The following is a 22851-nucleotide window of genomic DNA, read 5'->3' on the forward strand; positions in this document are numbered from 1 at the left end:
GGCGTCGGGCGTTCGCACGTCAGTTCAGCTGATCAGACGAAACGGGTTATTCATGTCGCAATCCCTCGATAGTTTCAATTGTCGTTCGACGCTCACCGTGAACGGCAAGGACTATGTCTATTACAGCCTGCCGAAGGCGGAAGCCAACGGCCTGGCCGGCGTTTCCAAGCTGCCCTATTCCATGAAGGTGCTTCTGGAAAACCTGCTTCGCAACGAAGACGATCGTTCGGTCACCAAGGCTGACATCCAGGCCGTCGCGGCATGGCTCGTCAACAAGGGGCTCAGCGAATATGAGATCGCCTATCGCCCGGCCCGCGTGCTGATGCAGGACTTCACCGGCGTTCCCGCCGTGGTCGACCTCGCGGCGATGCGCGACGGCATCAAGGCGCTCGGCGGCGATCCCGAAAAGATCAACCCGCTCGTTCCCGTCGATCTGGTCATCGACCACTCCGTCATCGTCGACGAATTCGGCACGCCGCAGGCGTTCAACCGCAATGTCGAGCTCGAATATGAGCGCAATGGCGAGCGTTACCGCTTCCTGAAGTGGGGCCAGCAGGCGTTCAAGAATTTCCGCGTCGTTCCCCCGGGCACCGGCATCTGTCACCAGGTCAATCTGGAATATCTCGGTCAGACGGTCTGGACCAAGGATGAAGACGGCGAGACGACCGCCTATCCCGACACCTGCGTCGGCACCGATTCGCACACCACGATGATCAACGGTCTCGGCGTTCTCGGCTGGGGCGTGGGCGGCATCGAAGCCGAAGCGGCCATGCTCGGCCAGCCGGTTTCCATGCTGCTGCCTGAAGTCATCGGCTTCAAGCTCACCGGCAAGGTCAAGGAAGGCGTCACCGCCACTGACCTCGTGCTGACCGTCGTGCAGATGCTGCGCAAGAAGGGCGTCGTTTCCAAATTCGTCGAATTCTTCGGCCCTGGCCTTGATTCGATGTCGCTCGCCGACCGCGCCACCATCGGCAATATGGGTCCGGAATATGGCGCGACCTGCGGCTTCTTCCCGGTTGACGGCGAAACCATCAACTACCTCACCATGTCGGGCCGCACCACGGACCGGATCGCGCTGGTCGAAGCCTATTCCAAGGCGCAAGGCATGTGGCGTGACGGCGATGGCGCCGATCTCGTCTTCACCGACACGCTCGAACTCGATCTCGGCGACGTCGTGCCCTCGATGGCCGGCCCCAAGCGTCCGGAAGGCCGCCTGGCCCTCGAAACCATCGCGCCGAATTTTGCGACCGCGCTTGAAGGCGACTACAAGAAGCCCGGCCAGCTGACCAACCGCTATCAGGTCGAAGGCACGGATTTCGATCTCGGCCATGGCGATGTGGCGATTGCCGCCATCACCTCGTGCACCAACACGTCCAACCCGAGCGTTCTGATCGCCGCTGGCCTGCTGGCCCGCAATGCGGTCGCCAAGGGCCTGAAGTCCGCGCCCTGGGTCAAGACCTCGCTCGCGCCCGGATCGCAGGTGGTTGGCGAATATCTCGCCAAGTCCGGCCTGCAGGACTCGCTCGACAAGCTCGGCTTCAATCTGGTTGGCTTCGGCTGCACCACCTGCATCGGCAATTCCGGCCCGCTGCCGGCGCCGATCTCCAAGACCATCAATGAGAAGGGCCTGATCACCGCTGGCGTTCTCTCGGGCAACCGCAATTTCGAAGGCCGTATCTCGCCCGACGTGCAGGCCAACTACCTGGCCTCGCCGCCGCTGGTCGTCGCCTATGCGCTGGCCGGCACGGTGCAGAAGGACCTGACCAAGGAGCCGCTTGGCCATGACCAGGACGGCAACCCGGTCTTCCTCAAGGATATCTGGCCGACCTCCAAGGAAATCCAGGAATTCATCCTGAAATACGTGACCCGCGAACTCTACGAAAGCAAATATGCCGACGTGTTCAAGGGCGACGTCAACTGGCAGGCCGTGCAGATCCCCGATGGCCAGACCTATGCCTGGGACGACGACTCCACCTATGTGCAGAACCCGCCTTACTTCGTGGGCATGCAGAAGCAGGCTGGCGGCGTGACCGACATCAAGGGCGCCCGCGTCCTCGGTCTGTTCGGCGACAAGATCACCACCGACCATATTTCCCCGGCCGGTTCGATCAAGGCCGCGTCTCCCGCCGGCGCCTATCTGCTGGAGCATGGCGTCTCTGTCGCCGACTTCAACCAGTACGGCACGCGTCGCGGTAATCATGAAGTGATGATGCGCGGCACCTTCGCCAATATCCGCATCCGCAACCACATGCTTGGACCGAATGGCAAGGAAGGCGGTTTCACCATCCACTATCCGTCCAAGGAAGAGATGTCGATCTACGACGCCGCCATGAAGTACAAGGAAGAGGGCGTGCCGCTCGTCATCTTCGCCGGCGTCGAATATGGCAATGGCTCCTCGCGCGACTGGGCTGCCAAGGGCACCAATCTGCTCGGCGTCCGCGCCGTCGTCGCCCAGTCGTTCGAGCGCATCCATCGCTCCAACCTGGTCGGCATGGGCATCGTTCCCTTCGTGTTCGAGGACGGCCAGAGCTGGGCGACCCTCGGCCTCAAGGGCGACGAAGTGGTCACCATCGAAGGCCTCGCCGACATCAAGCCGCGCGACAAGACGGTGGCCAAGGTCACCTATGGCGATGGCACGGTGAAGGAAATCCCGATCATCTGCCGCATCGATACGCTCGACGAGATCGACTACTACCACAATGGCGGCATCCTGCAGACGGTGCTGCGCGACCTCGCCGCCTGATCAAGGCAGTTAGGGTCTGATATCGAGCCGCCGGGAGCGATCCCGGCGGTTTTTTCATGGGGTGAGATCGAAGCAGGCGGGATCCTGATCGACGCCATTGATCCTCAGGCAGATAGAATGTTCGCCGGCGTAATATCGTCTGGTGGTGATCGGGCGAAAGGCGTGGCTGCGGCGAAAGAGCCTGTGTTCGCCGGGCGCGAGCGTCAGCGAGCCGCCCTTGAACACTTTGGGCGTCGTATCGCCCCGCGCCTTGCGGAAATGGATGACATAGTCGACCGTCAGCATCTGTGGCTGATCCGCCAATGATGCGATCTCAGCTTCGAAGACCAAAACGCTTGGCATGACAACGGTTGATGTCGAGAGGCGCAACGGGCTGGTCGAGACGGCAGGCGCGTTGCGGCCGAAAATCTCCAACGCTCCCGGATCGCCCTTCTTGATCAGCGTCCGCAAGCCGTGTTTGAGCAGGGACAGACGCTCAGGGGGCGCATCCTTTGCCCAGTCGCGGGCCAGATCCACCGTCAGGCGCGGGTGATCCTTGGAGATATCGTTGAGATGATTGGCGACGGAGCGGCGCACATAGTCCGACGGGTCGTCGCGAAGCCGGGTCAGGAGGGGCAGCATCGGACTGGGGTCTACGATCAATTCAGGCAGTTGCATCGCCCAGGGCAGGCGCGGACGCGACCCTTCCGACACCAGTCGCCGGACATGCGGGTTGGGATCGTCAACCCAGTCTTCCATGATCCTGAGACCGCGCGCGAGGTCATCCTTGAGGCAATAGCGGATGCCGAATTCGCTGGTCAGGCGTTTGGTCATGTCGCGCATCAGCGCCATCGCGGCGTCGAAATCGCTGAGCCCATGCTGACCCACCAGCAAAGTGAGCGGCATGATCGCCCAACCGCGCAAACCCTCGGCGTCCGATCCCCTGTCGTCGTCCTCGCCTTCATCGGGATGCAGCATGGCGCGGAGCATGGGGAAGCGGCGCGCCGGGTCCTTCGGCAGACGGTCATGCAGGGCGTCGGCAACCAGCTGCGCGCGCGCTTTCAATTCAAGATCCGGCAGTCGCGCCATCACCGTTTCGATAAATGGCGCAGCTTCGGTCTCCGGTGCGGCGCGTTGCAGGTGAAAGGCGGTCCAGGCCACGAGTTCGCGCGAGAACAGGTTCTTGAGCGGCTCCATGCGCTGTCAGAGTCCCTGATAGACGGCGAGAGACTCAAAGTGGCGCATTTCTGCGCCCTGAAGGTCCATCAGCGCGAAATAAGCGGCGCAATCTGGCGATGTCGCCGCCGTCTTCATCATCGCCTCCGCGTCCTCCTTGCTGCGCCAGTGGATGAGATCGAGATAGACGCCGTCGGCCCCGCGCAACAATTCCCGGCTCAGAAAGCCGGGCGCGCCATTCAGGAATTCACGCTGAAAGCGATCGGACGCCGCCACGAAAACCGTCTCTTCGATCTCCGGCTTCAGGCGGAAGCTGGCCATTTCGATATTTGTCGTCGTCATCAAAGGTCTCCTCTGTCGATGAGGATGATCTATGGAATAATACGCCATTTTATGTCATGTTTCTTTGATGCGCGCCACCGACCGCTCCCGTTTTGAAAGGCTCGACGCCATCGCCGCCCGGCTCAAGGACGATGCCGCGCTGACGGCGAAAGACCTGGCGGAGCAATTGGGGGTCAGCCTTAGGACGATCAGCCGCGATCTGGCTCTGTTGCGTGATAGGGGCGTTCCGGTGGAAGCTGACAGGGGCCGCGGCGGCGGGCTGCGCCTGCCGCGTCACTGGGGCGTCGGGCGGCTGAGCCTCACCTATCGCGAAGCGGTGGAATTGCTGGTCTGTCTCGCCATCGCCGAGCAATTGCCGTCGCCCTGGCTGATCGCCAATCTCGCCGCCGTCAGGCGTAAACTGGTCGCCTCTTTCGCGCCCGCGCTCAAGGACAAGATCGCCAGTCTCAGAAGCCGCATTCTGATTGGCGGATCAGCCTCCGCCGCCGTTATCGAGAGTTTCTCGCCGCTTGGCGCCGAGATCAGCGAAGCATTGCTGGCCGGCTTCCTTGAGCATCGCCGGCTGCGCCTTTGCTATCGCGACGTGGCGGGAAAACTGACCGAGCGCGAGATCGAGCCGCAATGGCTGCTCCTCAATGCCCCCGTCTGGTATGTGATGGGATGGGACCACAAGCGGCAGGCGGTGCGCAGTTTCCGCTGCGACCGCATCCTCGAAGCGCATTTGACTGAAAGCCCGTTCACGCTGCGCCCGGCGCGGGAGTTCGACGCGGCGATCGCCGATATCCGCGCCATCCGCCCCTGATCCATCACTTTCAGTGATGCCACCTTCAGCAAATGTCGCTTTCGTCCCTCGAGAGTTCCGCTATGGTCCGGGCAAAAGGACCTCCGCCCATGTCGATCGCTGACACGCTTCCCCATCTCGCCGTCGCCTGGCTTGCTTATTTCATTGCTGTCATTAGCCCCGGCCCCGCGACGCTCGCCTTGATCTCGACGTCGATGACGCGCGGTCGCGCCGCCGGCATGGCCTTTGCGCTGGGGGTGATGACGGGATCGCTCACCTGGGCCTGCGCCTCGGCGATCGGGCTTGCGGCTGTAATGGCGAGTTATGCAGAAGTCTTGATCGTGTTGAAGATCGCCGGCGGGCTCTATCTGCTCTATCTCGCCTGGAAATCGTTCCGTTCGGCGATGACGTCGGGTGATCTGGCCGAGGCGGCGAAAGATGGCGGCAAGGAAAGCCTGCGCCGTCTCTATCTCAAGGGGCTTGGCCTGCATCTCACCAATCCCAAGGCGGTGCTGGCCTGGATCTCGCTCATCTCGCTCGGTCTGCCTATGGGCGCGCCGGCGTCGATGATCGCGTTCTATATCGCCGGATGTTTCCTGATCGGTCTGGTGTCGCTCAACGGCATGGCGGTTCTGTTCTCGCTGCCGCCGGTCGTGGCGCTCTATCGCAGGGGCCGTCGCGGCATCGATGGCGTCATGGGCGCCTTTTTCGCCTTTGCCGGCGTCAAGCTGCTGACGGCGCGGCTCTGAGAAAAAAGGCGCGGATCTCGCCGCGCCTGTTCTCGTCCATCAAATCAGGCGCCTTTGAGCGGCGAGATCGAGATTTCCACGCGACGGTTCTGGGCGCGTCCTTCGGGCGAGGCGTTTGAGGCCACCGGCTGGCTCGGGCCATAGCCCATGGCGGCGATGCGGCGGGTGTCGATGCCCTGGCCGCCAAGGTAATTGGCCACCGAGACGGCGCGGCGCTCGGAGAGTTCCTGATTGTGGCCGAGGCTTCCTGTCGAATCGGTATGGCCGGCAATGTCGATCAGCGTCTTGTTGAACTTGCGCAGCACGATCGCCACGGAATTCAGCGTCGGATAGAATTCCGAGCGCACCGCGTCCTGATCGGTGTCGAAGGTCACGTTGGAGGGCATGTTGAGGATGATGCGGTCGCCGGCGCGGGTCACGGAGATGCCGGTGCCCTGCAGCTGGGCGCGAAGCTCGGCTTCCTGATTGTCCATGTAATTGCCGACAGCGCCGCCGGCCAGCGCGCCGAGGCCCGCGCCGATCAGCGCCGCATTGCGGCGGCCCGCGCCGTCATTGCCAACCGCGAGACCCGCGAGCGCGCCGAGGCTTGCGCCGATGGCTGCGCCGCCAGCGGTGTTGGAGATCTTCTTCTCGCCCGTATAGGGATCTGTCGTCGTGCAGGCGGAGAGATAGGTCGCGCAGAGCGCGAGCAAAATGACTTTTTTCATGCCGGACTGTCCTTTCGTGGCGTCGCTGCCGCTGAATAGAACAAATACGGCAAAATCACGGGCGACGCCACGGGAGGCCGCAGCAAATTGGTTCGGCAGGCGCTTCCTGGCGCAACGCGCGGCTTATTCGGCTGCTTCCGTTTTATGGCCGAAACGCTTCTCGATATAATCGATCACCAGCGCTTCAAAATCCTGGGCGATCTGGGGACCGCGCAGGGTCAGCGCCTTCTGGCCGTCGATGAACACCGGAGCGGCCGGGTTTTCCCCGGTGCCCGGCAGCGAGATGCCGATATCGGCATGCTTGCTTTCGCCGGGACCGTTGACGATGCAGCCCATCACCGCGACGTTGAGCGCCTCGACGCCGGGATATTTCTCGCGCCAGATCGGCATGTTCTTGCGCAGATCGGTCTCGATTTTCTGGGCGAGTTCCTGAAACACGGTCGAGGTGGTGCGGCCGCAGCCGGGACAGGCCGCCACCACCGGAAGGAACTGGCGGAAGCCCATGACCTGCAGCAATTCCTGCGCCACGATGACTTCACGTGTGCGGTCGCCATTCGGCTCTGGCGTCAGCGACACGCGGATCGTGTCGCCGATGCCATGTTGCAGCACATAGCCCATGGCGGCGGACGAAGCGACGATGCCCTTGGAGCCCATGCCGGCTTCCGTCAGGCCGAGATGCAGCGCATGGTCGGAGCGGGCCGCGATCATCTGATAGCAGGCGATGAGATCCTGCACCTGGCTGACCTTGGCGGAGAGAATGATGCGGTTGCGGGCCAGGCCGATCTCCTCGGCCAACTGGGCGGACAGCAGCGCAGATTGCACGATCGCTTCGCGCGTTACCTGACGCGCCGAAAGCGGAAAGCCGTTTGCCTGGTTCTCGTCCATCAGCCGCGTCAATAGTTCCTGGTCGAGCGAGCCCCAGTTGACCCCGATGCGGACGGGTTTGTCATAGCGGATCGCCATCTCGATGATGTCGGCGAACTGCTTGTCCTTCTTGTCCTTGAAGCCGACATTGCCGGGATTGATGCGGTATTTGGCGAGCGCTTCGGCGCAGGCGGGATGATCGGCAAGCAGTTTATGGCCAATATAGTGGAAATCGCCAATCAGCGGCACGTCCATGCCGAGCCGCAGCAGGCGTTCGCGGATTTTCGGCACGGCCGCCGCACTTTCATCGCGGTCAACAGTGATGCGAACGATCTCGGAGCCGGCGCGGAACAGCGCCGCCACCTGCGCCACTGTCGCATCGACATCGGCCGTATCGGTATTGGTCATCGACTGGACGACGACGGGCGCGCCGCCGCCGACGATCACGCCGCCGACATCGACGGCGACGGAGGCGCGGCGCGGTTTCGGATCGAAATCGGAGGGAAGCGACATGGCTTTTTCCAGCAAGTGAGGTCGTTGGCAGTCAGGTGGCAAACAGGCGGGCCAATGTCAAGGAAAGCGCGGCTTCATGGCGAGGTTTTGGCAGGCGCCGCATCCGGATCGAAGCTATATTGAAAATCACAATGGCTGGCCCCTTCCATCACCGTCTGGGTGCGCATGAGCGTGATGCGCGGATCATAGCCGGTGCAGAATGTGCCGTCGCGATTGCAGGACAGGAGATGGCCGATGTCGCCGAGACCCATGGCGCGATAGGTCTCGGCGTAGCGACAGCGATCGACGCGGTAGTGAAATTCGGTGTCGGTGGCGCGGGTCACCTCGATCGTCAGCGCATCGTCCGCGGTCCACAGGCTCTGCAGGTCCTGGAAGGTTCTCAGACTCGTGCCGCCCGGCGTCTTGGCGGCAAAGGCGGCGCCGGCTGATATGGCCGCCTTGCGGATCGCCGAATCAAGAATCGCCTTGGCCTTCTCCTCGCCCAGTTCCGCCTTCATTTCCTCAAAGATCGGCTTGATGATTCCGGCCTCGATCGTGCGGCGGGCGAGAATGCCGATTTCGCCTTGGGTGGCGGGGTTGTTCTGATCGCTCATGGCGGCCTCCGTTTCCGAGGCAAAGATAGTGCGACGCGCCTGAGAAGAAAACCATGCCCCCGCATCAGACTTTTTGCCTGTTGCCATCATGCGCCGTTCGCGCGAACACTGCCGCATCAATCAAGGGAGGTTTGCATGTTCAAGGCTTTGGTGGTCCGCAAGGCGGAAGACGGTGCGGTGTCGCAGGCTGTCGAAGAGTTGGACGACGCGGCTCTTCCCGACGGCGACGTGACGGTGAAAGTCGATTATTCGACGCTGAACTACAAGGACGGGCTCTGCATGCATGGCAAGGGCGGGCTGGTGCGCGTCTATCCGCATGTGCCGGGCGTCGATTTTTCCGGCGTGGTCGAGCAATCGTCTGATCCGCGCTATCAGCCCGGCGATCGGGTGGTGCTGACCGGCTGGCGGGTCGGCGAAGTCCGATGGGGCGGATACGCCACCCGCGCCAGGGTCAAGGCCGACTGGCTGGTGAAATTGCCTGACGCTATCTCGACACGCCAGGCCATGGCCATCGGCACCGCCGGCCTGACCTCCATGCTGGCCGTCATTGCGCTCGAGAAAGCAGGACTTTCGCCTGAAAAAGGCGAGGTGGTGGTCACCGGCGCCGCAGGCGGCGTCGGTTCCGTCGCCGTGGCGATCCTGGCGGGGCTCGGCTATTCCGTAGCCGCAGTCACCGGTCGTCCGGAGACGGAGGCCTATCTGCGCGAATTGGGGGCCAGCGCCATCATCCCCCGCGCGGAACTGGCGGAGGCCAACAGCAAGCCGCTGGAATCGGAACGGTTCGCTGCCGGCGTCGACGCCGTGGGCGGCGACATGCTGATGCGGGTGCTCAAGCAGATGAAATATGATGGCTCGGTGGCGGCGATCGGGCTGGCGGCGAATGCTGCGGTCCCCTCCTTTACAGTCATTCCCTTCCTGCTGCGCGGCGTCAACCTGCTCGGTATCGATTCGGTCATGCGGCCATATGGCCAGCGCGTCGAGGCCTGGTCGAGGCTCGCCACCGACCTGCCAATGGAGCGGCTCGACGCGATGGTCAGCGAGCACGGTCTCTCAGAGATGCCCGCGCTCGGCGCAGCCATCCTGAAGGGCGGCGTCAAGGGCCGCGTTGTCGTCAATCCGCTCTTGTGAAGATCGGCCGCGTCGCCGTTGACGGGCCCAGGGGAGGGAGCCCTTGCCGGCGTTAAACGGCGAGGGTGGAGACTTCCTTGGCGGAAGACAGAACGATCAGCGTTTCCGTGCGCATCAGTCCATCGATCGATTTCAGTTCTTGCGCGAGGAATCGCTCAAGCTCGCGGGTGTTCTTGAGTCGCACCTTTAAGAGGTAATTCCACGCTCCGGTGACGTGGTGGCATTCAAGAACCGCGCCGCTCTCTGCAACCTTCTTTAGAAACCGTTCTTCGACGTCAGGGTCGTTCCAGCCGACGAAAACGAAGGCCAACAGATCCAGCCCCACCTTTTCCGGATTCACGGCAGCATGAAATCCGGAAATTATTTCGTTGCGAATCAATCTCTTGATGCGATCGTTCACTGTCGATGGCGCAAGCTTGAGCTCTTGGCCGATTTCCGCGAGCGACAGCCTGTCGTTTTTCTGGAGCAAGGCCAGCAGGCTACGGTCCGTTTCGTCCAGTATACTCATATGCAACCTCCGGATTTTTTATAGAACCAAAACTTTCTAGTCGGAAATTCAAGGCGCAGGAAGGGCAATTTTTTGCCATTCGTGAATGAACCGGTTTTTCCTGCAACGTAACAGTTTCATTGCGAAATTGTTCCCTCCAACCGTACAAAAAGCTGTCGAGTCTCACGCCTTCCGCTCAAGCGAATTTGATTTAGGTGTGAGGGTCGTTTCGGCTATAGCATCAATCCATCCCTGGGCGCGTCGGGCGCGCCTGATTGAAAGGCAAACCCATTGCGCAGGCTCGCATATGTTCTTGTCGCTGTCGGCGTTTTCGCTGCCGCCGCGCTCGGTTTCCAGTGCAGGGCGGGCGAAGCGCGGACTTCGAGACCGGTTGGCGTCATCGAATTGTTTACGTCGCAAGGCTGCTCGTCCTGCCCCAAGACTGATGCGGCGTTCGCTATGATGGCCGATCGGCGCGACGTGATCGCGATTTCCTATCATGTCGATTATTGGAACTATCTCGGTTGGCAGGATACGCTGTCGGCGCGGGAAAACACTGAACGTCAATATGGTTACAGCCGCAGTTTCGGCTCCAGCAACGTCTTTACCCCACAGGTGGTTCTGAATGGCGTGCGAACCGCCAAGGCAGGCGGCCGCCTGCAGCATGTGATGACCGATCTCGACGCGCTCGCTCGCAGCGGCCATGCGATGGATGTGCCGGTTTCGGCCAGCCTGACCGCCGACGCCATGACGGTCGATATCGGCTCCGGCGCGGGCAAGGCCAATGTGGTGATCGCCTATTTCAAACGCAGCACCACCGTCACAATAGAAAGCGGAGAGAATATCGGCAAGACGATGGAATATCGAAACGCCGTCGCGAAAATGGAGACGGTGGGCGTTTGGGACGGCAAGCCCATGACCATCAAGCTGCCCGCGACGCTCGGCGCCAAGCCGGGTTATGATGGCTGCGCCATTCTGCTGCAGGCGCATGACGCAGACGGCAATCCGGGGCGCATCTACGGCGCCGCCGCCCTTTAGCAACGGCAAGCCGCGTTCCAAGTTTGGCTTGCAATTCCGTCTGCTTCAGGCAAACTGTCGTCAATCCGTCATGATCGCGAGCGTGTGACGGAGGCAGAAGCAAGGCATATCGACGCAAGGGCTTCCATGGCGGATCATACCGAGCAGCAGGGCTCATCCGAGCGCAACGGTCCGGCGGTCGTCGACCTAAAGGAGTATCGCGAATCCCGCGATACCGCGCCCGTCACTTTCCATCGCCTTGAGCTCAATCAGATCCTCCGAATCTATGGCCGCATGGTCGGGGATGGCGAGTGGAAAGATTATGCGATCGACTTCTTTCGCGACAAGGCGGTCTTCTCGATCTACAAACGTTCGGGCGACGCGCCGCTCTACCAGATCGAGAAAATGCCGAAACTCGCGGCCAAGCAAGGCGCTTTCGCGATCGTGAATACACAGGGCCGCATCCTCAAGCGCGGTCATGAGCTGGCCCAGTTGCTGAAATTCTTCGACAAGGTTCAGAAGCTGCGCGACTGAAAATCCTCTGTCGACGCCCTCCCCATGCCGCGTGTTTTCGTCTAAAGCGGTCGCCATGACCACTTTCGCCATTCTGCTCGGCGGTCGTCTCGATGCGACCCCAAGGCTCTATTCGCAACTTCGCGGCGCCCGCTTCATCGCAGCAGATGGCGGTATGTCGCATGCCGAGACGTTGGGCATCCGTCCGGAATTGTGGCTTGGCGATTTCGATTCAGCGTCAGAGACGCTTCTCGCCCGGTTTGCGGAGACACCGCGCGAAACGCATCCGCCCGACAAGGCGTTGACCGATGGCGAATTGGCGGTCGAACGGGCGCTTTCGCTTGGGGCTCGGCGGCTTGTGCTGGTGGGGGCGATGGGCGGGACGCGCACCGATCATGGCGTCGGCCATCTCCTGCATGCCGTGGCGCTCGCCGAACGCGGTGTCGAGGTGATGTTGACCTCCGGCGATGAAGAGGGCTATCCGCTGCTGTCGGGCGAGGTCAGTCTCGACCTTCCCTCTGGCAGCCTGTTTTCGATCATGGGCTTTTCCGACCTGACTGGTTTGTCGATCGAAAACGCCCGTTATCCGCTCAACGATTTCAACCTTCCCTTCGGCTCTTCGCGCACCCTGTCCAATGTTGCGGAAGGACCGATCACCCTGAGGCTCGGCGCTGGCCGGGCCGTGACGCTAGCGCGTCCCTTTGATATGACCGGAGTGTGACCCTTGGCCCCGCCCATTCTCAAGCTTGACGACATTCATCTGAGCTTCGGCGGCGCGCCGCTCTTGAACGGCGTGAGCTTCCAGCTCGAACCCGGCGAGCGCGTCTGCCTTGTCGGCCGCAACGGTTCGGGAAAATCCACGCTGCTCAAGATGGCGGCGGCTCTCGTCGAGCCGCAATCGGGCGAAGTGTTCCGTCATCCGGCGTCGACCGTTCGCTATCTGCACCAGGCGCCGGATTTCGACGGCTACGCCACGGTGGAGGCCTATGCCGCCGCAGGCCTCGGCCCGTCCGACGATCCCTATCGCGTCACTTATCTTCTCGAACATCTCGGGCTGGATGGGGCGAGCAGCCCGGCGAACCTTTCGGGCGGCGAAGCCCGGCGCGCCGCTCTCGCCCGGGTCATGGCGCCCGAGCCTGACATTTTGCTGCTCGACGAGCCCACCAACCATCTCGACCTGCCGACCATCGAATGGCTGGAAGGCGAGTTGATGAAGACCAGAAGCGCGCTCATCCTGATCTCGCATGACCGGCGCTTTCTCGAAAAGGTCTCCACCGCCACCATCTGGCTCGATCGCGGCGTCGCCCGAAGGCTCGATCGCGGCTTCGGCCATTTCGAAGCCTGGCGAGACAAGGTGCTCGAAGAAGAAGAAATGGAGCAACACAAGCTCGGCAAGGCCATAGAGCGCGAGGAGCACTGGCTGCGCTACGGCGTCACCGCCCGGCGCAAGCGCAATATGCGCCGTCTCGGCGAGTTGCAGGACATGCGGCATCGCCATCGAAGCCACAAGGGTGCGGTCGGCTCGGTTCAGGCCACGGTGTCCGATGCGCGCGAAAGCGGCAAGCTGGTCATCGAGGCGGACAAGATCACCAAGGCCTATGGCGACAGGACCATCGTTGCGCCATTTTCGCTTCGCGTTCACCGCGGCGACTGCATCGGTCTCGTCGGCCCCAATGGCGCGGGCAAGACCACGCTGCTCAAGATGCTCACCGGACAGCTGGAGCCGGATTCGGGAATGGTCAAGCTCGGCACCAATCTCGATATCGCCACGCTCGACCAGAAGCGCGAAGATCTCGATCTCACCGATACGCTCGCCAACTACCTGACCGATGGCCGCGGCGACAATCTGCTGGTTAATGGCGTGCAGCGCCATGTCACCGGTTATATGAAGGAGTTCCTGTTCCAGCCGGAACAGGCGCGCACGCCCATCCTCAATCTGTCGGGCGGCGAGCGCGCCAGGTTGATCATGGCGCGCATCCTGGCGCGGCCCTCCAACCTGCTGATCCTCGATGAACCGACCAACGATCTCGATATCGAGACGCTCGATCTCCTGCAGGAAGTCGTCTCGGGTTATCCCGGCACCGTCATCCTCGTGAGCCACGACCGCGACTTCCTCGACCGCACTGTCACTTCGACGATCGCGCCGGCTGATCCCGAACATCCAGACGGCCGCTGGATCGAATATGCCGGCGGCTATTCCGATATGCTGACCCAACGCAAGGGCCAGGCCGAAGAACGCCGCAAGGCGGAGAAGGAAAAGGCCGCCCAGGCCAAGGCGGATGCGCCGGCTTCCTCGTCCGATCCCGGCAAGAACAAGGGCAAACTGTCCTTCAAGCAGAAATTCGCGATCGAGAACCTGCCAAAGCAGATGGCGGCCAAGCAAGCCGAGATCGTCGGTTTCGAAAAAAAGATGGCTGATCCTAATCTCTTCGCCCGCGACCCCGACGGTTTTTCCAAGATCGCCGCCCAGCTGGAAAAAGCCCGGGACGATGTCGCGCGCATGGAGGAAGAGTGGTTGGAGCTCGAGATCCTGCGCGAGGAACTCGAGGGCTGAGAGCAAGGCTCTTCCGCTTCGGCGGAAGGCCGCCTGGCCGATAAATTGCGCCGGGCCTGTTTTCTTTGCCGGTCGGGATGTGCAATTTCACGCCCATGGCAAGAGATTCGCTCAACGACCTGTTCGGAGACAGACCGCGGCCGAAAGTGGCGGCGGTCCTGGCTCCGTTGCCGGCCCCCAAACCCTATTCCTACGCCGTGCCCGAGGGCATGCATGTCGAGCCGGGCTCGATCGTGCAGATCCCGCTCGGGCCGCGACAGGTGTTTGGCGTGGTCTGGGACGACGAATCCGCCGATCAGATCGACCCGAAAAAACTCAAGCCGATCACCGCTGTTTTCGACTGCCCGCCGCTGAAGGCCGACATGCGGCAGTTCATCGATTGGGTTGCGGGCTATACGCTCACGCCGCCGGGGCTGGTGGCGCGCATGGCGCTGCGGGCGCCGGCGGCCTTCGACCCTGAACCCATGGTGGAAGGGTTGCGGGTCACCGAGACGCGGCCGGAGCGCATGACGCCCGCGCGCGGCCGGGTGATCGCGCTTGCGGAGGAGGGGCCTGCCTGGACCCGATCCGGCCTCGCCCATGCGGCGGGCGTTTCCGCGTCCGTCATCGATGGCTTGACCAAGCAGGGCGTGTTCGAGCCGGTTTTTCTGGCGCCGGCGCCTGTGACGGCCGAGCCTGATCCGGATTATGCCGTGGCCCAGTTGGAGGCCGATCAGCGAGACGGCGCAGACCAGCTGATTGCATCGGTCCGCCGCGGAGAATTTAATGTCACGCTGATCGATGGCGTCACCGGGTCGGGAAAGACGGAAGTCTATTTCGAGGCGATCGCCGAGGCGATCCGGCAAGGCAAGCAGGCGCTGATCCTGTTGCCCGAAATCGCGCTGACGCCGGCCTTTCTCGAACGGTTCCAGGATCGCTTCGGCGCCAAACCCGCCGAATGGCATTCGGATCTGCCGCCGCGCATGCGCGAGCGGGTCTGGCGACAGGCCGCCGAGGGCAGGGTGAAGGTCGTGGCCGGCGCCCGCTCCGCGCTCTTTCTTCCGTTTGAGGATCTTGGCCTTGTCATTGTCGATGAAGAGCATGATCCGGCCTATAAGCAGGAAGACCGCGTCTTCTATAACGCCCGCGACATGGCGGTGGTGCGCGGCCGCATCGGCGGATTTCCCGTGGTGCTGGCGTCGGCGACGCCCTCGGTCGAAAGCCGCGTCAACGCCGATCAGGGCCGATATCAGAAAGTGCATCTGCCGGGCCGTTTCGGCGGCGCGGCGCTTCCCGATCTGCATCTCGTCGATATGCGCCGCCATCCGCCGGCGCGCGGCGGCTTCCTGTCGCCGATCATGCTGAAGGGCATGGCCAAGACGCTGGAGCGCGGCGAGCAGTCGCTGCTGTTTCTCAATCGCCGCGGCTATGCGCCGCTGACGCTCTGCCGTGTCTGCGGTCATCGCTTCCAATGCCCCAATTGTTCCTCCTGGCTGGTGGAACACCGGTTTCGCGGCGTGCTTCAGTGTCATCATTGCGGTCACAACGAGAAAAGTCCGGACGCCTGCCCTGAATGCGGCGCGCTCGATCATCTCGCCGCCTGCGGTCCCGGCGTCGAGCGCATCGCCGAGGAGGTGGAGAAGAGTTTCCCCGAAAGCCGCATTATCGTGCTTTCCTCCGATATGGCCGGCGGCGTCAAACGGCTGAGGCTCGAGCTCGAGGCGATCGCCAAGGGCGAGGCCGACATCGTCATCGGCACCCAGCTGGTCGCCAAGGGCCATAACTTTCCCAAAATGACGCTGGTCGGCATCGTCGACGCAGATCTCGGGCTCGCCAATGGCGATCCCCGCGCCGCCGAGCGGACGTTCCAGCTGCTGTCGCAGGTCACCGGACGCGCTGGCCGCAGCGGACTTCAAAGCCGGGGCCTGATCCAGACCTACCAGCCCGGGCATCCCGTCATGCAGGCCATCGTCTCCGGCGACGCCGAAGCCTTTTATGAACGCGAGATCCTGGAGCGGGAAAAAGCGCTGATGCCGCCCTTCGGGCGCCTGGCCTCGATCATCGTGTCGGCGGATGGCCGGGCCGACGCAGAGGCGCATGCGCGCGGTCTCCGTCAGGCGGCGCCGCAGATGTCAGGCCTGAGCGTGCTGGGGCCGGCCGAAGCGCCGCTTGCCCTGATCCGCGGGCGGCATCGCTTTCGCCTGCTGATTCATGGGCGCAGAGGATCTGATATGCAGGCCTTTGTGCGGGCCATGGTGGAGAAGGGGCCGAAGCCGCGCGGGTCTGTGCAGGTGCAGCTCGATATCGATCCGCAGAGCTTCCTCTGATCGAAAGTCACAGCAATCTCATTCGGGCCCGATTCTCAGCGGGGCCGGGCTATGCAATAACGGACGAAGCAGCAGAGAGACGTTCATGGAATTTTCCCTACCCGAATTTCCCGCGACGCCTATGGCGCAGGCGGCCTTCGCGGCGGCGGCGCTCGCAGCCCTGTTCGGCCTGGTCTACCTGTGCTTTCCCCAAACCATCGGTCGCATTTCGGGATTGCAATCCGGTCGAGACGGGGCGATCGGCGAATTGCGTCCCGCAGGCGGGTTCCTGGCCGGCTTCGCCATCGCGACGCTGATGCTCGATCAACCCATTCTCTACGCCGCGCTTGGGCTCGCGCTCGCCGTCGGCGCCTTCGGCAGGGTCCTGTCGCTGATGTCGGATCAGGCGGTGAGCCTCGCCAATGTCGCAATGCTCTTGTTGCAGGCGCTGATGGCCGGCGCACTGGCTACCCGGATTCCCGAGGCCTTCGCGGAAGCCGGGGTCTTCTTGTGGCCGACGGACGCACAGACCCAGCTTTCCGCCTATGCCTATGCGGGCCTTGCGACTGCGGGGCTGGTGATCATGTTCATGCCGCGCGTCAGCGTCCGCATCGCCGGACTCGCCTTTTCCAGGCAGGCGGGGCATGGCCCTGTCCGTTCCGCCGGGGGCGTCCTTTTCGCGCTGGGCCTTCTCGGTGTCTATATCTCGGGATTGACCGAAAGCCTTTATGTCGCCCACTTGTTTCTCGTCATGGCGATGGCGGCGGCGCTGATCGTCTCTATCGCCGGCCGCCTCGCCGCCTTCGTGATCAATAGAGGCAACTACTTATATTCATTCATTATTTTGTTGCTTTTCACGCTCGAGGGCGCCGTTTTTGCGTCGGGCCTCGCGGGGATGATTTGAGAGTGGACGAGGGTTCGTAGGAGAAAAAAATTCCAACCCCGAGGCCAAACGCTCCGCAAATTGGCAAATAAATGCGATTATGCCGCGATTGGCCGCAACATCCTGTGTTGCGAGTCCTGTGGAGCTATGCTAGATGGCTTGCGAGTTTTTGGGGAGATGAGCGATTACGCTCAGGGAAATTCCGAAAATAATGCAACATTTTCAGGAGCTTGAATTTGGCGTGCCGAATTCGAGAGCCTGAGGAGAAATAGGGAAACTCGGCGCGTGGCAGAGTCATCGCAAATCGTGTCTGGCGTGGCAGAACGTTATGCCTCGTCGCTCTTCGAACTGGCGCTGGAACAGAACGCCGCTGGCGACGTCGCTGGCGCGCTTGATCGTTTCCAGGCGCTTCTGGATGAATCCGAAGATCTGCGCCGTCTGGTGACGAGCCCGGTCTTCGGCGCTGATGAGCAGGTCAGGGCGGTGTCCGCCGTGCTCGACAAGGCGGAAATCGGCGGCCTCGCCGCCAATCTGATCAAGGTTGCGGCGTCCAATCGCCGCCTGTTCGCTGTGCCCGGAATGATCCGCGCCTATCGCGCAATTTACGCCCGCCATCGCGGCGAGGTGACTGCCGACGTGACGTCGGCCCATGCTCTCACGAATGAGCAGGAACAGGAATTGAAGGCGGCGCTGAAGAGCGTCACCGGAAAAGATGTGGCGATCAATGTTGCCGTGGACCCTTCTTTGCTCGGCGGCCTGATCGTCAAGCTCGGTTCGCGTCAGATCGACACCTCGCTTCGCACCAAACTTTCTACCCTTAAGCTTTCACTGAAAGAGGTTGGCTGATGGATATCCGCGCCGCGGAAATTTCCGCAATTCTCAAGGACCAGATCAAGAATTTCGGCAAGGAGGCTGAAGTCTCCGAAGTGGGTCAAGTGTTGTCCGTCGGTGACGGCATCGCCCGCGTCTATGGTCTGGACAATGTTCAGGCCGGCGAAATGGTCGAATTCCCCGGTGGAATTCGCGGTATGGCCCTCAACCTCGAATCCGACAATGTCGGCGTGGTTATCTTCGGCTCCGACCGTGACATCAAGGAAGGCGACACCGTCAAGCGCACCGGCGCGATCGTTGACGTGCCGGTTGGTCCGGAACTGCTTGGCCGCGTCGTTGACGCGCTCGGCAATCCGATCGACGGCAAGGGCCCGATCAATTCCTCGCGCCGTCAGCGCGTCGACATCAAGGCTCCCGGCATCATTCCGCGCAAGTCGGTGCATGAGCCGATGTCGACAGGCCTCAAGGCCATCGACGCTCTCATTCCGGTTGGCCGCGGCCAGCGCGAACTCGTGATCGGCGACCGCCAGACCGGCAAGACCGCCATCATCCTCGACGCCTTCCTTAACCAGAAGGCCATTCACGACAACGGCCCAGACAGCGAAAAGCTGTATTGCGTCTATGTCGCCATTGGCCAGAAGCGCTCGACTGTTGCTCAGTTCGTCAAGGTTCTCGAAGAACGCGGCGCGCTTAAGTATTCGATCGTGATCGCCGCCACCGCGTCCGATCCGGCTCCGATGCAGTATCTCGCTCCGTTTGCGGGCTGCACCATGGGCGAATATTTCCGCGACAACGGCCAGCACGCCCTGATCGCTTATGACGACCTGTCCAAGCAGGCTGTCGCTTACCGCCAGATGTCGCTTCTGCTGCGCCGTCCGCCGGGCCGCGAAGCCTATCCGGGCGACGTCTTCTATCTCCACTCGCGCCTGCTGGAGCGCGCCGCCAAGCTCTCCGACGAGCGCGGCGCTGGTTCGCTGACCGCTCTGCCGGTCATTGAGACCCAGGGCAACGACGTGTCCGCCTTTATTCCGACCAACGTGATCTCGATCACCGACGGTCAGATCTTCCTCGAAACCGACCTGTTCTATCAGGGCATCCGCCCGGCCGTGAACGTCGGCCTGTCGGTGTCGCGCGTCGGTTCTTCCGCGCAGATCAAGGCGATGAAGCAGGTTGCCGGCTCGATCAAGGGCGAACTCGCTCAGTATCGCGAAATGGCCGCCTTCGCTCAGTTCGGTTCCGACCTCGACGCCGCCACGCAGCGCCTGCTCAACCGCGGCGCTCGCCTGACGGAACTGTTGAAGCAGCCGCAGTTCTCGCCGCTCAAGACGGAAGAACAGGTGGCGGTGATCTTCGCGGGCGTGAACGGATATCTCGACAAGCTCACCGTCGCTCAGGTCGGAAAGTTCGAGCAGGGTGTGCTCGGCTATCTCCGCACCGAAGGCAAGGCGATCCTCGATGCGATCCGCACCGACAAGCAGATCACCGACGACACCAAGGGCAAGCTGAAGGCCGCTCTCGACAGCTTCTCCAAGTCGTTCGCCTGATCGGACAAGCTGGGACGGAGAACCAATGGCTTCCCTCAAGGACCTGAAAAACCGGATCGCTTCCGTAAAAGCGACGCAGAAGATCACCAAGGCGATGAAGATGGTCGCCGCGGCGAAGCTTCGGCGCGCCCAGGAAGCGGCCGAGGCCGCTCGGCCCTATTCGCAGCGCATGGGCGCCGTCATGGCGAACATCGTGGCTGCGGTGGGCGGGGACGCCGACGCGCCGCGTCTGATGGCGGGCACCGGGTCTGACAAGATCCACCTGCTCCTCGTCTGCACCGCCGAACGCGGCCTGTGCGGCGGCTTCAACTCACAGATCGCGCGTTTCGCGCGCGATCATGCCCGCAAGCTCTTGAACGAGGGCAAGACGGTGAAGATCATCACCGTCGGCAAGAAGGGCAATGACATTCTGCGCCGCGAATTCGCGAGCCTGATCATCGACCGCGTCGAACTTCGCGACGTCAAGAGGGTCAGCTACGAGAACGCCGAGGCTATCAGCCGCAAGGTGATGAGCCTGTTCGACAAGGGCGAATTCGACGTCTGCACGCTGTTCTATTCCGAGTTCAAGTCGGTGATTTCGCAAATCCCGACCGCCCAGCAGCTCATCCCGGCCGTTGCGCCAGCGGTGGCCGCAGGAGAAACGACCTCGGCGTCGGCAGTCTACGATTACGAGCCGGACGCCGGCGCTATCCTGGGCGACCTCATTCCACGCGCCATCGCCGTGCAGATCTTCCGGGCTCTGCTCGAAAATGTCGCCGGTGAAATGGGCGCCAAGATGAGCGCCATGGACAACGCCACGCGCAACGCCGGTGAGATGATCAACAAACTGACGCTCAGCTACAACCGCCAGCGTCAGGCGAAAATCACCACCGAACTGATCGAAATCATCGCAGGCGCGGAAGCGCTCTGATCTACAAGAAAAGAGGGTATGAATATGGCTACGGCAGCTACCCAGTCCGCCGCCGGCAAGGTGACCCAGGTCATCGGCGCCGTCGTTGACGTCTCGTTCGAAGGCGCTCTGCCGCCGATCCTGAACGCGCTGGAAACCGACAATGGCGGCAACCGCCTCATTCTCGAAGTGGCGCAGCATCTCGGCGAAAACACTGTGCGCACGATCGCCATGGACTCGACCGAAGGTCTCGTGCGCGGCCAGCCCGTTTCCGACACCGGCGCGCCGATTTCGGTGCCGGTCGGCGACGAAACGCTCGGCCGCATTCTCAACGTGATCGGCGAGCCGGTCGACGAACTCGGCCCTGTTGGCACGGATGCGCGTCGCGCTATCCACCAGGCGGCGCCTGAATATGTCGAGCAGTCCACCGATGCGCAGATCCTCGTCACCGGCATCAAGGTCGTCGACCTCCTGGCTCCTTACGCCAAGGGCGGCAAGATCGGCCTGTTCGGCGGCGCTGGCGTCGGCAAGACCGTTCTGATCATGGAACTGATCAACAACGTCGCCAAGGCGCATGGCGGTTACTCGGTGTTCGCCGGCGTCGGCGAGCGCACCCGCGAAGGCAACGACCTCTATCACGAAATGATCGAGTCCAAGGTCAATGTCGATCCTCGCGAACATGGCGGTTCGGCTGCCGGCTCCAAATGCGCCCTGGTTTATGGCCAGATGAACGAGCCGCCGGGCGCCCGCGCCCGCGTCGCTCTGACCGGCCTGACCATCGCGGAAGACTTCCGCGACAAGGGCCAGGACGTGCTGTTCTTCGTTGACAACATCTTCCGCTTCACCCAGGCGGGTTCGGAAGTGTCGGCTCTGCTCGGCCGTATCCCGTCGGCAGTGGGCTATCAGCCGACGCTCGCCACCGACATGGGCGCGCTGCAGGAACGCATCACCACCACCAACAAGGGTTCGATCACGTCCGTGCAGGCCATCTACGTGCCCGCCGACGACTTGACCGACCCGGCGCCGGCCACCTCGTTCGCCCACTTGGACGCGACGACCGTTCTCAGCCGCTCGATCGCCGAAAAGGGCATCTACCCGGCTGTGGACCCGCTCGACTCGACCTCGCGCATGCTCGACCCGATGATCGTCGGCGAAGAGCATTACGAGATTGCCCGTAAGGTGCAGTCGACACTGCAGCGCTACAAGTCGCTTCAGGACATCATCGCCATCCTCGGCATGGACGAACTGTCTGAAGACGACAAGCTGACGGTTGCCCGCGCCCGTAAGATCGAGCGCTTCCTGTCGCAGCCGTTCCACGTCGCCGAAGTGTTCACCGGTTCGCCGGGCAAGCTCGTCGCGCTCGAGGACACGATCAAGGGCTTCAAGGGCTTGGTCAACGGCGAATACGATCACCTCCCGGAAGCTGCCTTCTACATGGTCGGCTCGATGGAAGAAGCGATCGAAAAGGCCAAGAAGCTGGCTGCTGAAGCCGCCTGATAACTTTTGGCGCGGCTCTCGGGCCGCGCCGTCTCCGAGAAGAAAGAGTGAGTGATCATGGCTGATAGCTTCAGTTTCGAACTTGTCTCTCCGGAGCGCCTGCTCATGTCGGCCAGCGCCACCGAAGTGGTTCTTCCGGCGACGGAAGGCGAAATGGCGGTGATGGCCAATCACGCGCCCTTCATGACGACGATCCGCCCTGGCGTGATCACCGTCAAGGAAGCCTCCGGCCAGACGCAGAAATTCGTCGTGTTCGGCGGTTTCGCCGATATCGTGCCGTCGGGCTGCACCCTGCTTGCTGAATCCGCCCTGCCGGTCAGCGAGTTCCGCAAGGACCAATTGGCCAAGCGGGTCGATCTTGCAAAGGCGGATCTCGCCAGCGCCGTCGATGATGAGGCGCGGGCGCGGATTTCGCAGCTGATCGCCGACCTCGAAACATTGTCGACGGTCGCGGCGTAAGTTTCGAACATTCTGGATAATGACTTCGAACCCGGCGTTAGCGCCGGGTTCTTTGTTTGTGGACATGGGGGAGGCTGGTGGGCGGACGTGGACGGGCTTGATGCGGCGCTGCCCGACACGCTGTCCCTTGAACTCGCCAAGAGCGATTTCGGCCAAGATCGCAAGCGCGCGCCTTTACGTGCAGGGCGCCGGATACTGAAACGGGCGGCTTTTCAGCCGCCCGTCAGACTGCTGACAAACCCCTGGCCACATCCAGGGGTTTGTGATTCACTGGGACATGTTGAAGAAACCCGCTCCCGAACAAACGGCTCTCGAGA

22 protein-coding genes are annotated in these 22851 nt (G+C 62.3%); 16 read left to right on the forward strand and 6 right to left on the reverse strand.

Annotated elements, in window-relative coordinates; translation table 11 throughout:
* Positions 1 to 52 precede the first annotated feature (52 nt).
* The gene (acnA, locus tag M2360_RS15585; RefSeq protein WP_280776178.1) at positions 53 to 2743 is read left to right on the forward strand and encodes an aconitate hydratase AcnA; all 2691 of its coding nucleotides are present in this window, start codon (positions 53 to 55) and stop codon (positions 2741 to 2743) included.
* A gap of 54 nt (positions 2744 to 2797) precedes the next feature.
* On the opposite strand, the gene M2360_RS15590 is transcribed toward acnA, so the two are convergent.
* Complete coding sequence (locus M2360_RS15590; protein WP_280776179.1) at positions 2798 to 3919, reverse strand: DNA alkylation repair protein; 1122 nt, start codon at positions 3917 to 3919, stop codon at positions 2798 to 2800.
* Between the two features lie 6 nt (positions 3920 to 3925).
* Positions 3926 to 4240, reverse strand: a complete 315-nt coding sequence (locus M2360_RS15595; protein WP_280776180.1) for an antibiotic biosynthesis monooxygenase — start codon at positions 4238 to 4240, stop codon at positions 3926 to 3928.
* Positions 4241 to 4307: 67 nt separating this feature from the next.
* Here M2360_RS15595 and M2360_RS15600 point away from each other — a divergent pair, with 67 nt between their 5' ends.
* A complete protein-coding gene (locus M2360_RS15600; protein WP_280776181.1) occupies positions 4308 to 5042 on the forward strand; it encodes a WYL domain-containing protein in 735 nt (244 codons plus the stop codon).
* A gap of 89 nt (positions 5043 to 5131) precedes the next feature.
* Positions 5132 to 5770, forward strand: a complete 639-nt coding sequence (locus tag M2360_RS15605) for a LysE family translocator (protein ID WP_280776182.1) — start codon at positions 5132 to 5134, stop codon at positions 5768 to 5770.
* 44 nt (positions 5771 to 5814) lie between these two features.
* Here the strand turns inward: M2360_RS15605 and M2360_RS15610 are convergent, their stop codons facing one another.
* The 3 genes from M2360_RS15610 to M2360_RS15620 form a co-directional block, all read right to left on the reverse strand.
* The gene (locus M2360_RS15610) at positions 5815 to 6477 is read right to left on the reverse strand and encodes an OmpA family protein (protein WP_280776183.1); all 663 of its coding nucleotides are present in this window, start codon (positions 6475 to 6477) and stop codon (positions 5815 to 5817) included.
* Between the two features lie 123 nt (positions 6478 to 6600).
* Positions 6601 to 7854 (reverse strand): flavodoxin-dependent (E)-4-hydroxy-3-methylbut-2-enyl-diphosphate synthase, encoded by a 1254-nt coding sequence (ispG, locus tag M2360_RS15615; RefSeq protein ID WP_280776184.1) that lies wholly within the window; start codon positions 7852 to 7854, stop codon positions 6601 to 6603.
* 74 nt (positions 7855 to 7928) lie between these two features.
* Entirely contained in the window at positions 7929 to 8447 is a 519-nt protein-coding gene (locus M2360_RS15620; protein ID WP_280776185.1) for an L-2-amino-thiazoline-4-carboxylic acid hydrolase, read from the reverse strand.
* A gap of 135 nt (positions 8448 to 8582) precedes the next feature.
* On the opposite strand from M2360_RS15620, the gene M2360_RS15625 reads away from it, so the two are divergent.
* A complete protein-coding gene (locus M2360_RS15625; RefSeq protein WP_280776186.1) occupies positions 8583 to 9575 on the forward strand; it encodes an MDR family oxidoreductase in 993 nt (330 codons plus the stop codon).
* Between the two features lie 52 nt (positions 9576 to 9627).
* On the opposite strand, the gene M2360_RS15630 is transcribed toward M2360_RS15625, so the two are convergent.
* Positions 9628 to 10083, reverse strand: a complete 456-nt coding sequence (locus M2360_RS15630; protein ID WP_280776187.1) for an Lrp/AsnC family transcriptional regulator — start codon at positions 10081 to 10083, stop codon at positions 9628 to 9630.
* Between the two features lie 270 nt (positions 10084 to 10353).
* Here M2360_RS15630 and M2360_RS15635 point away from each other — a divergent pair, with 270 nt between their 5' ends.
* The 12 genes from M2360_RS15635 to M2360_RS15690 form a co-directional block, all read left to right on the forward strand.
* The gene (locus M2360_RS15635; protein WP_280776188.1) at positions 10354 to 11100 is read left to right on the forward strand and encodes a DUF1223 domain-containing protein; all 747 of its coding nucleotides are present in this window, start codon (positions 10354 to 10356) and stop codon (positions 11098 to 11100) included.
* Positions 11101 to 11226: 126 nt separating this feature from the next.
* A complete protein-coding gene (locus tag M2360_RS15640) occupies positions 11227 to 11613 on the forward strand; it encodes a DUF2794 domain-containing protein (RefSeq protein ID WP_280776189.1) in 387 nt (128 codons plus the stop codon).
* 55 nt (positions 11614 to 11668) lie between these two features.
* Positions 11669 to 12313, forward strand: a complete 645-nt coding sequence (locus M2360_RS15645) for a thiamine diphosphokinase (RefSeq protein ID WP_280776190.1) — start codon at positions 11669 to 11671, stop codon at positions 12311 to 12313.
* Between the two features lie 3 nt (positions 12314 to 12316).
* Complete coding sequence (locus tag M2360_RS15650) at positions 12317 to 14146, forward strand: ABC-F family ATP-binding cassette domain-containing protein (protein ID WP_280776191.1); 1830 nt, start codon at positions 12317 to 12319, stop codon at positions 14144 to 14146.
* A 95-nt stretch (positions 14147 to 14241) separates the two neighbouring features.
* The gene (locus tag M2360_RS15655; RefSeq protein ID WP_280776192.1) at positions 14242 to 16452 is read left to right on the forward strand and encodes a primosomal protein N'; all 2211 of its coding nucleotides are present in this window, start codon (positions 14242 to 14244) and stop codon (positions 16450 to 16452) included.
* 85 nt (positions 16453 to 16537) lie between these two features.
* Complete coding sequence (locus M2360_RS15660) at positions 16538 to 17335, forward strand: hypothetical protein (protein WP_280776193.1); 798 nt, start codon at positions 16538 to 16540, stop codon at positions 17333 to 17335.
* A 264-nt stretch (positions 17336 to 17599) separates the two neighbouring features.
* Complete coding sequence (locus M2360_RS15665; protein ID WP_280776194.1) at positions 17600 to 18160, forward strand: F0F1 ATP synthase subunit delta; 561 nt, start codon at positions 17600 to 17602, stop codon at positions 18158 to 18160.
* Positions 18160 to 19689: a F0F1 ATP synthase subunit alpha gene (gene atpA / locus M2360_RS15670; RefSeq protein ID WP_280776195.1), complete on the forward strand. Its 1530-nt coding sequence runs from the start codon at positions 18160 to 18162 to the stop codon at positions 19687 to 19689. The genes M2360_RS15665 and atpA overlap by 1 nt, the downstream gene beginning before the upstream one ends.
* Before the next feature lie 25 nt (positions 19690 to 19714).
* Positions 19715 to 20599 (forward strand): F0F1 ATP synthase subunit gamma, encoded by an 885-nt coding sequence (locus M2360_RS15675; protein ID WP_280776196.1) that lies wholly within the window; start codon positions 19715 to 19717, stop codon positions 20597 to 20599.
* 24 nt (positions 20600 to 20623) lie between these two features.
* Entirely contained in the window at positions 20624 to 22075 is a 1452-nt protein-coding gene (atpD, locus tag M2360_RS15680; protein WP_280776197.1) for a F0F1 ATP synthase subunit beta, read from the forward strand.
* 57 nt (positions 22076 to 22132) lie between these two features.
* Positions 22133 to 22534 (forward strand): F0F1 ATP synthase subunit epsilon, encoded by a 402-nt coding sequence (locus M2360_RS15685; protein ID WP_280776198.1) that lies wholly within the window; start codon positions 22133 to 22135, stop codon positions 22532 to 22534.
* A gap of 87 nt (positions 22535 to 22621) precedes the next feature.
* Positions 22622 to 22851, forward strand: a 230-nt coding sequence (locus M2360_RS15690) for a hypothetical protein (RefSeq protein ID WP_280776199.1), incomplete at its 3' end; no start/stop codon positions are given.

Origin of the sequence: Rhizobium sp. SG_E_25_P2 (assembly GCF_029892285.1) — a bacterium.
Taxonomy (GTDB): Bacteria; Pseudomonadota; Alphaproteobacteria; order Rhizobiales; family Rhizobiaceae; genus Rhizobium_E.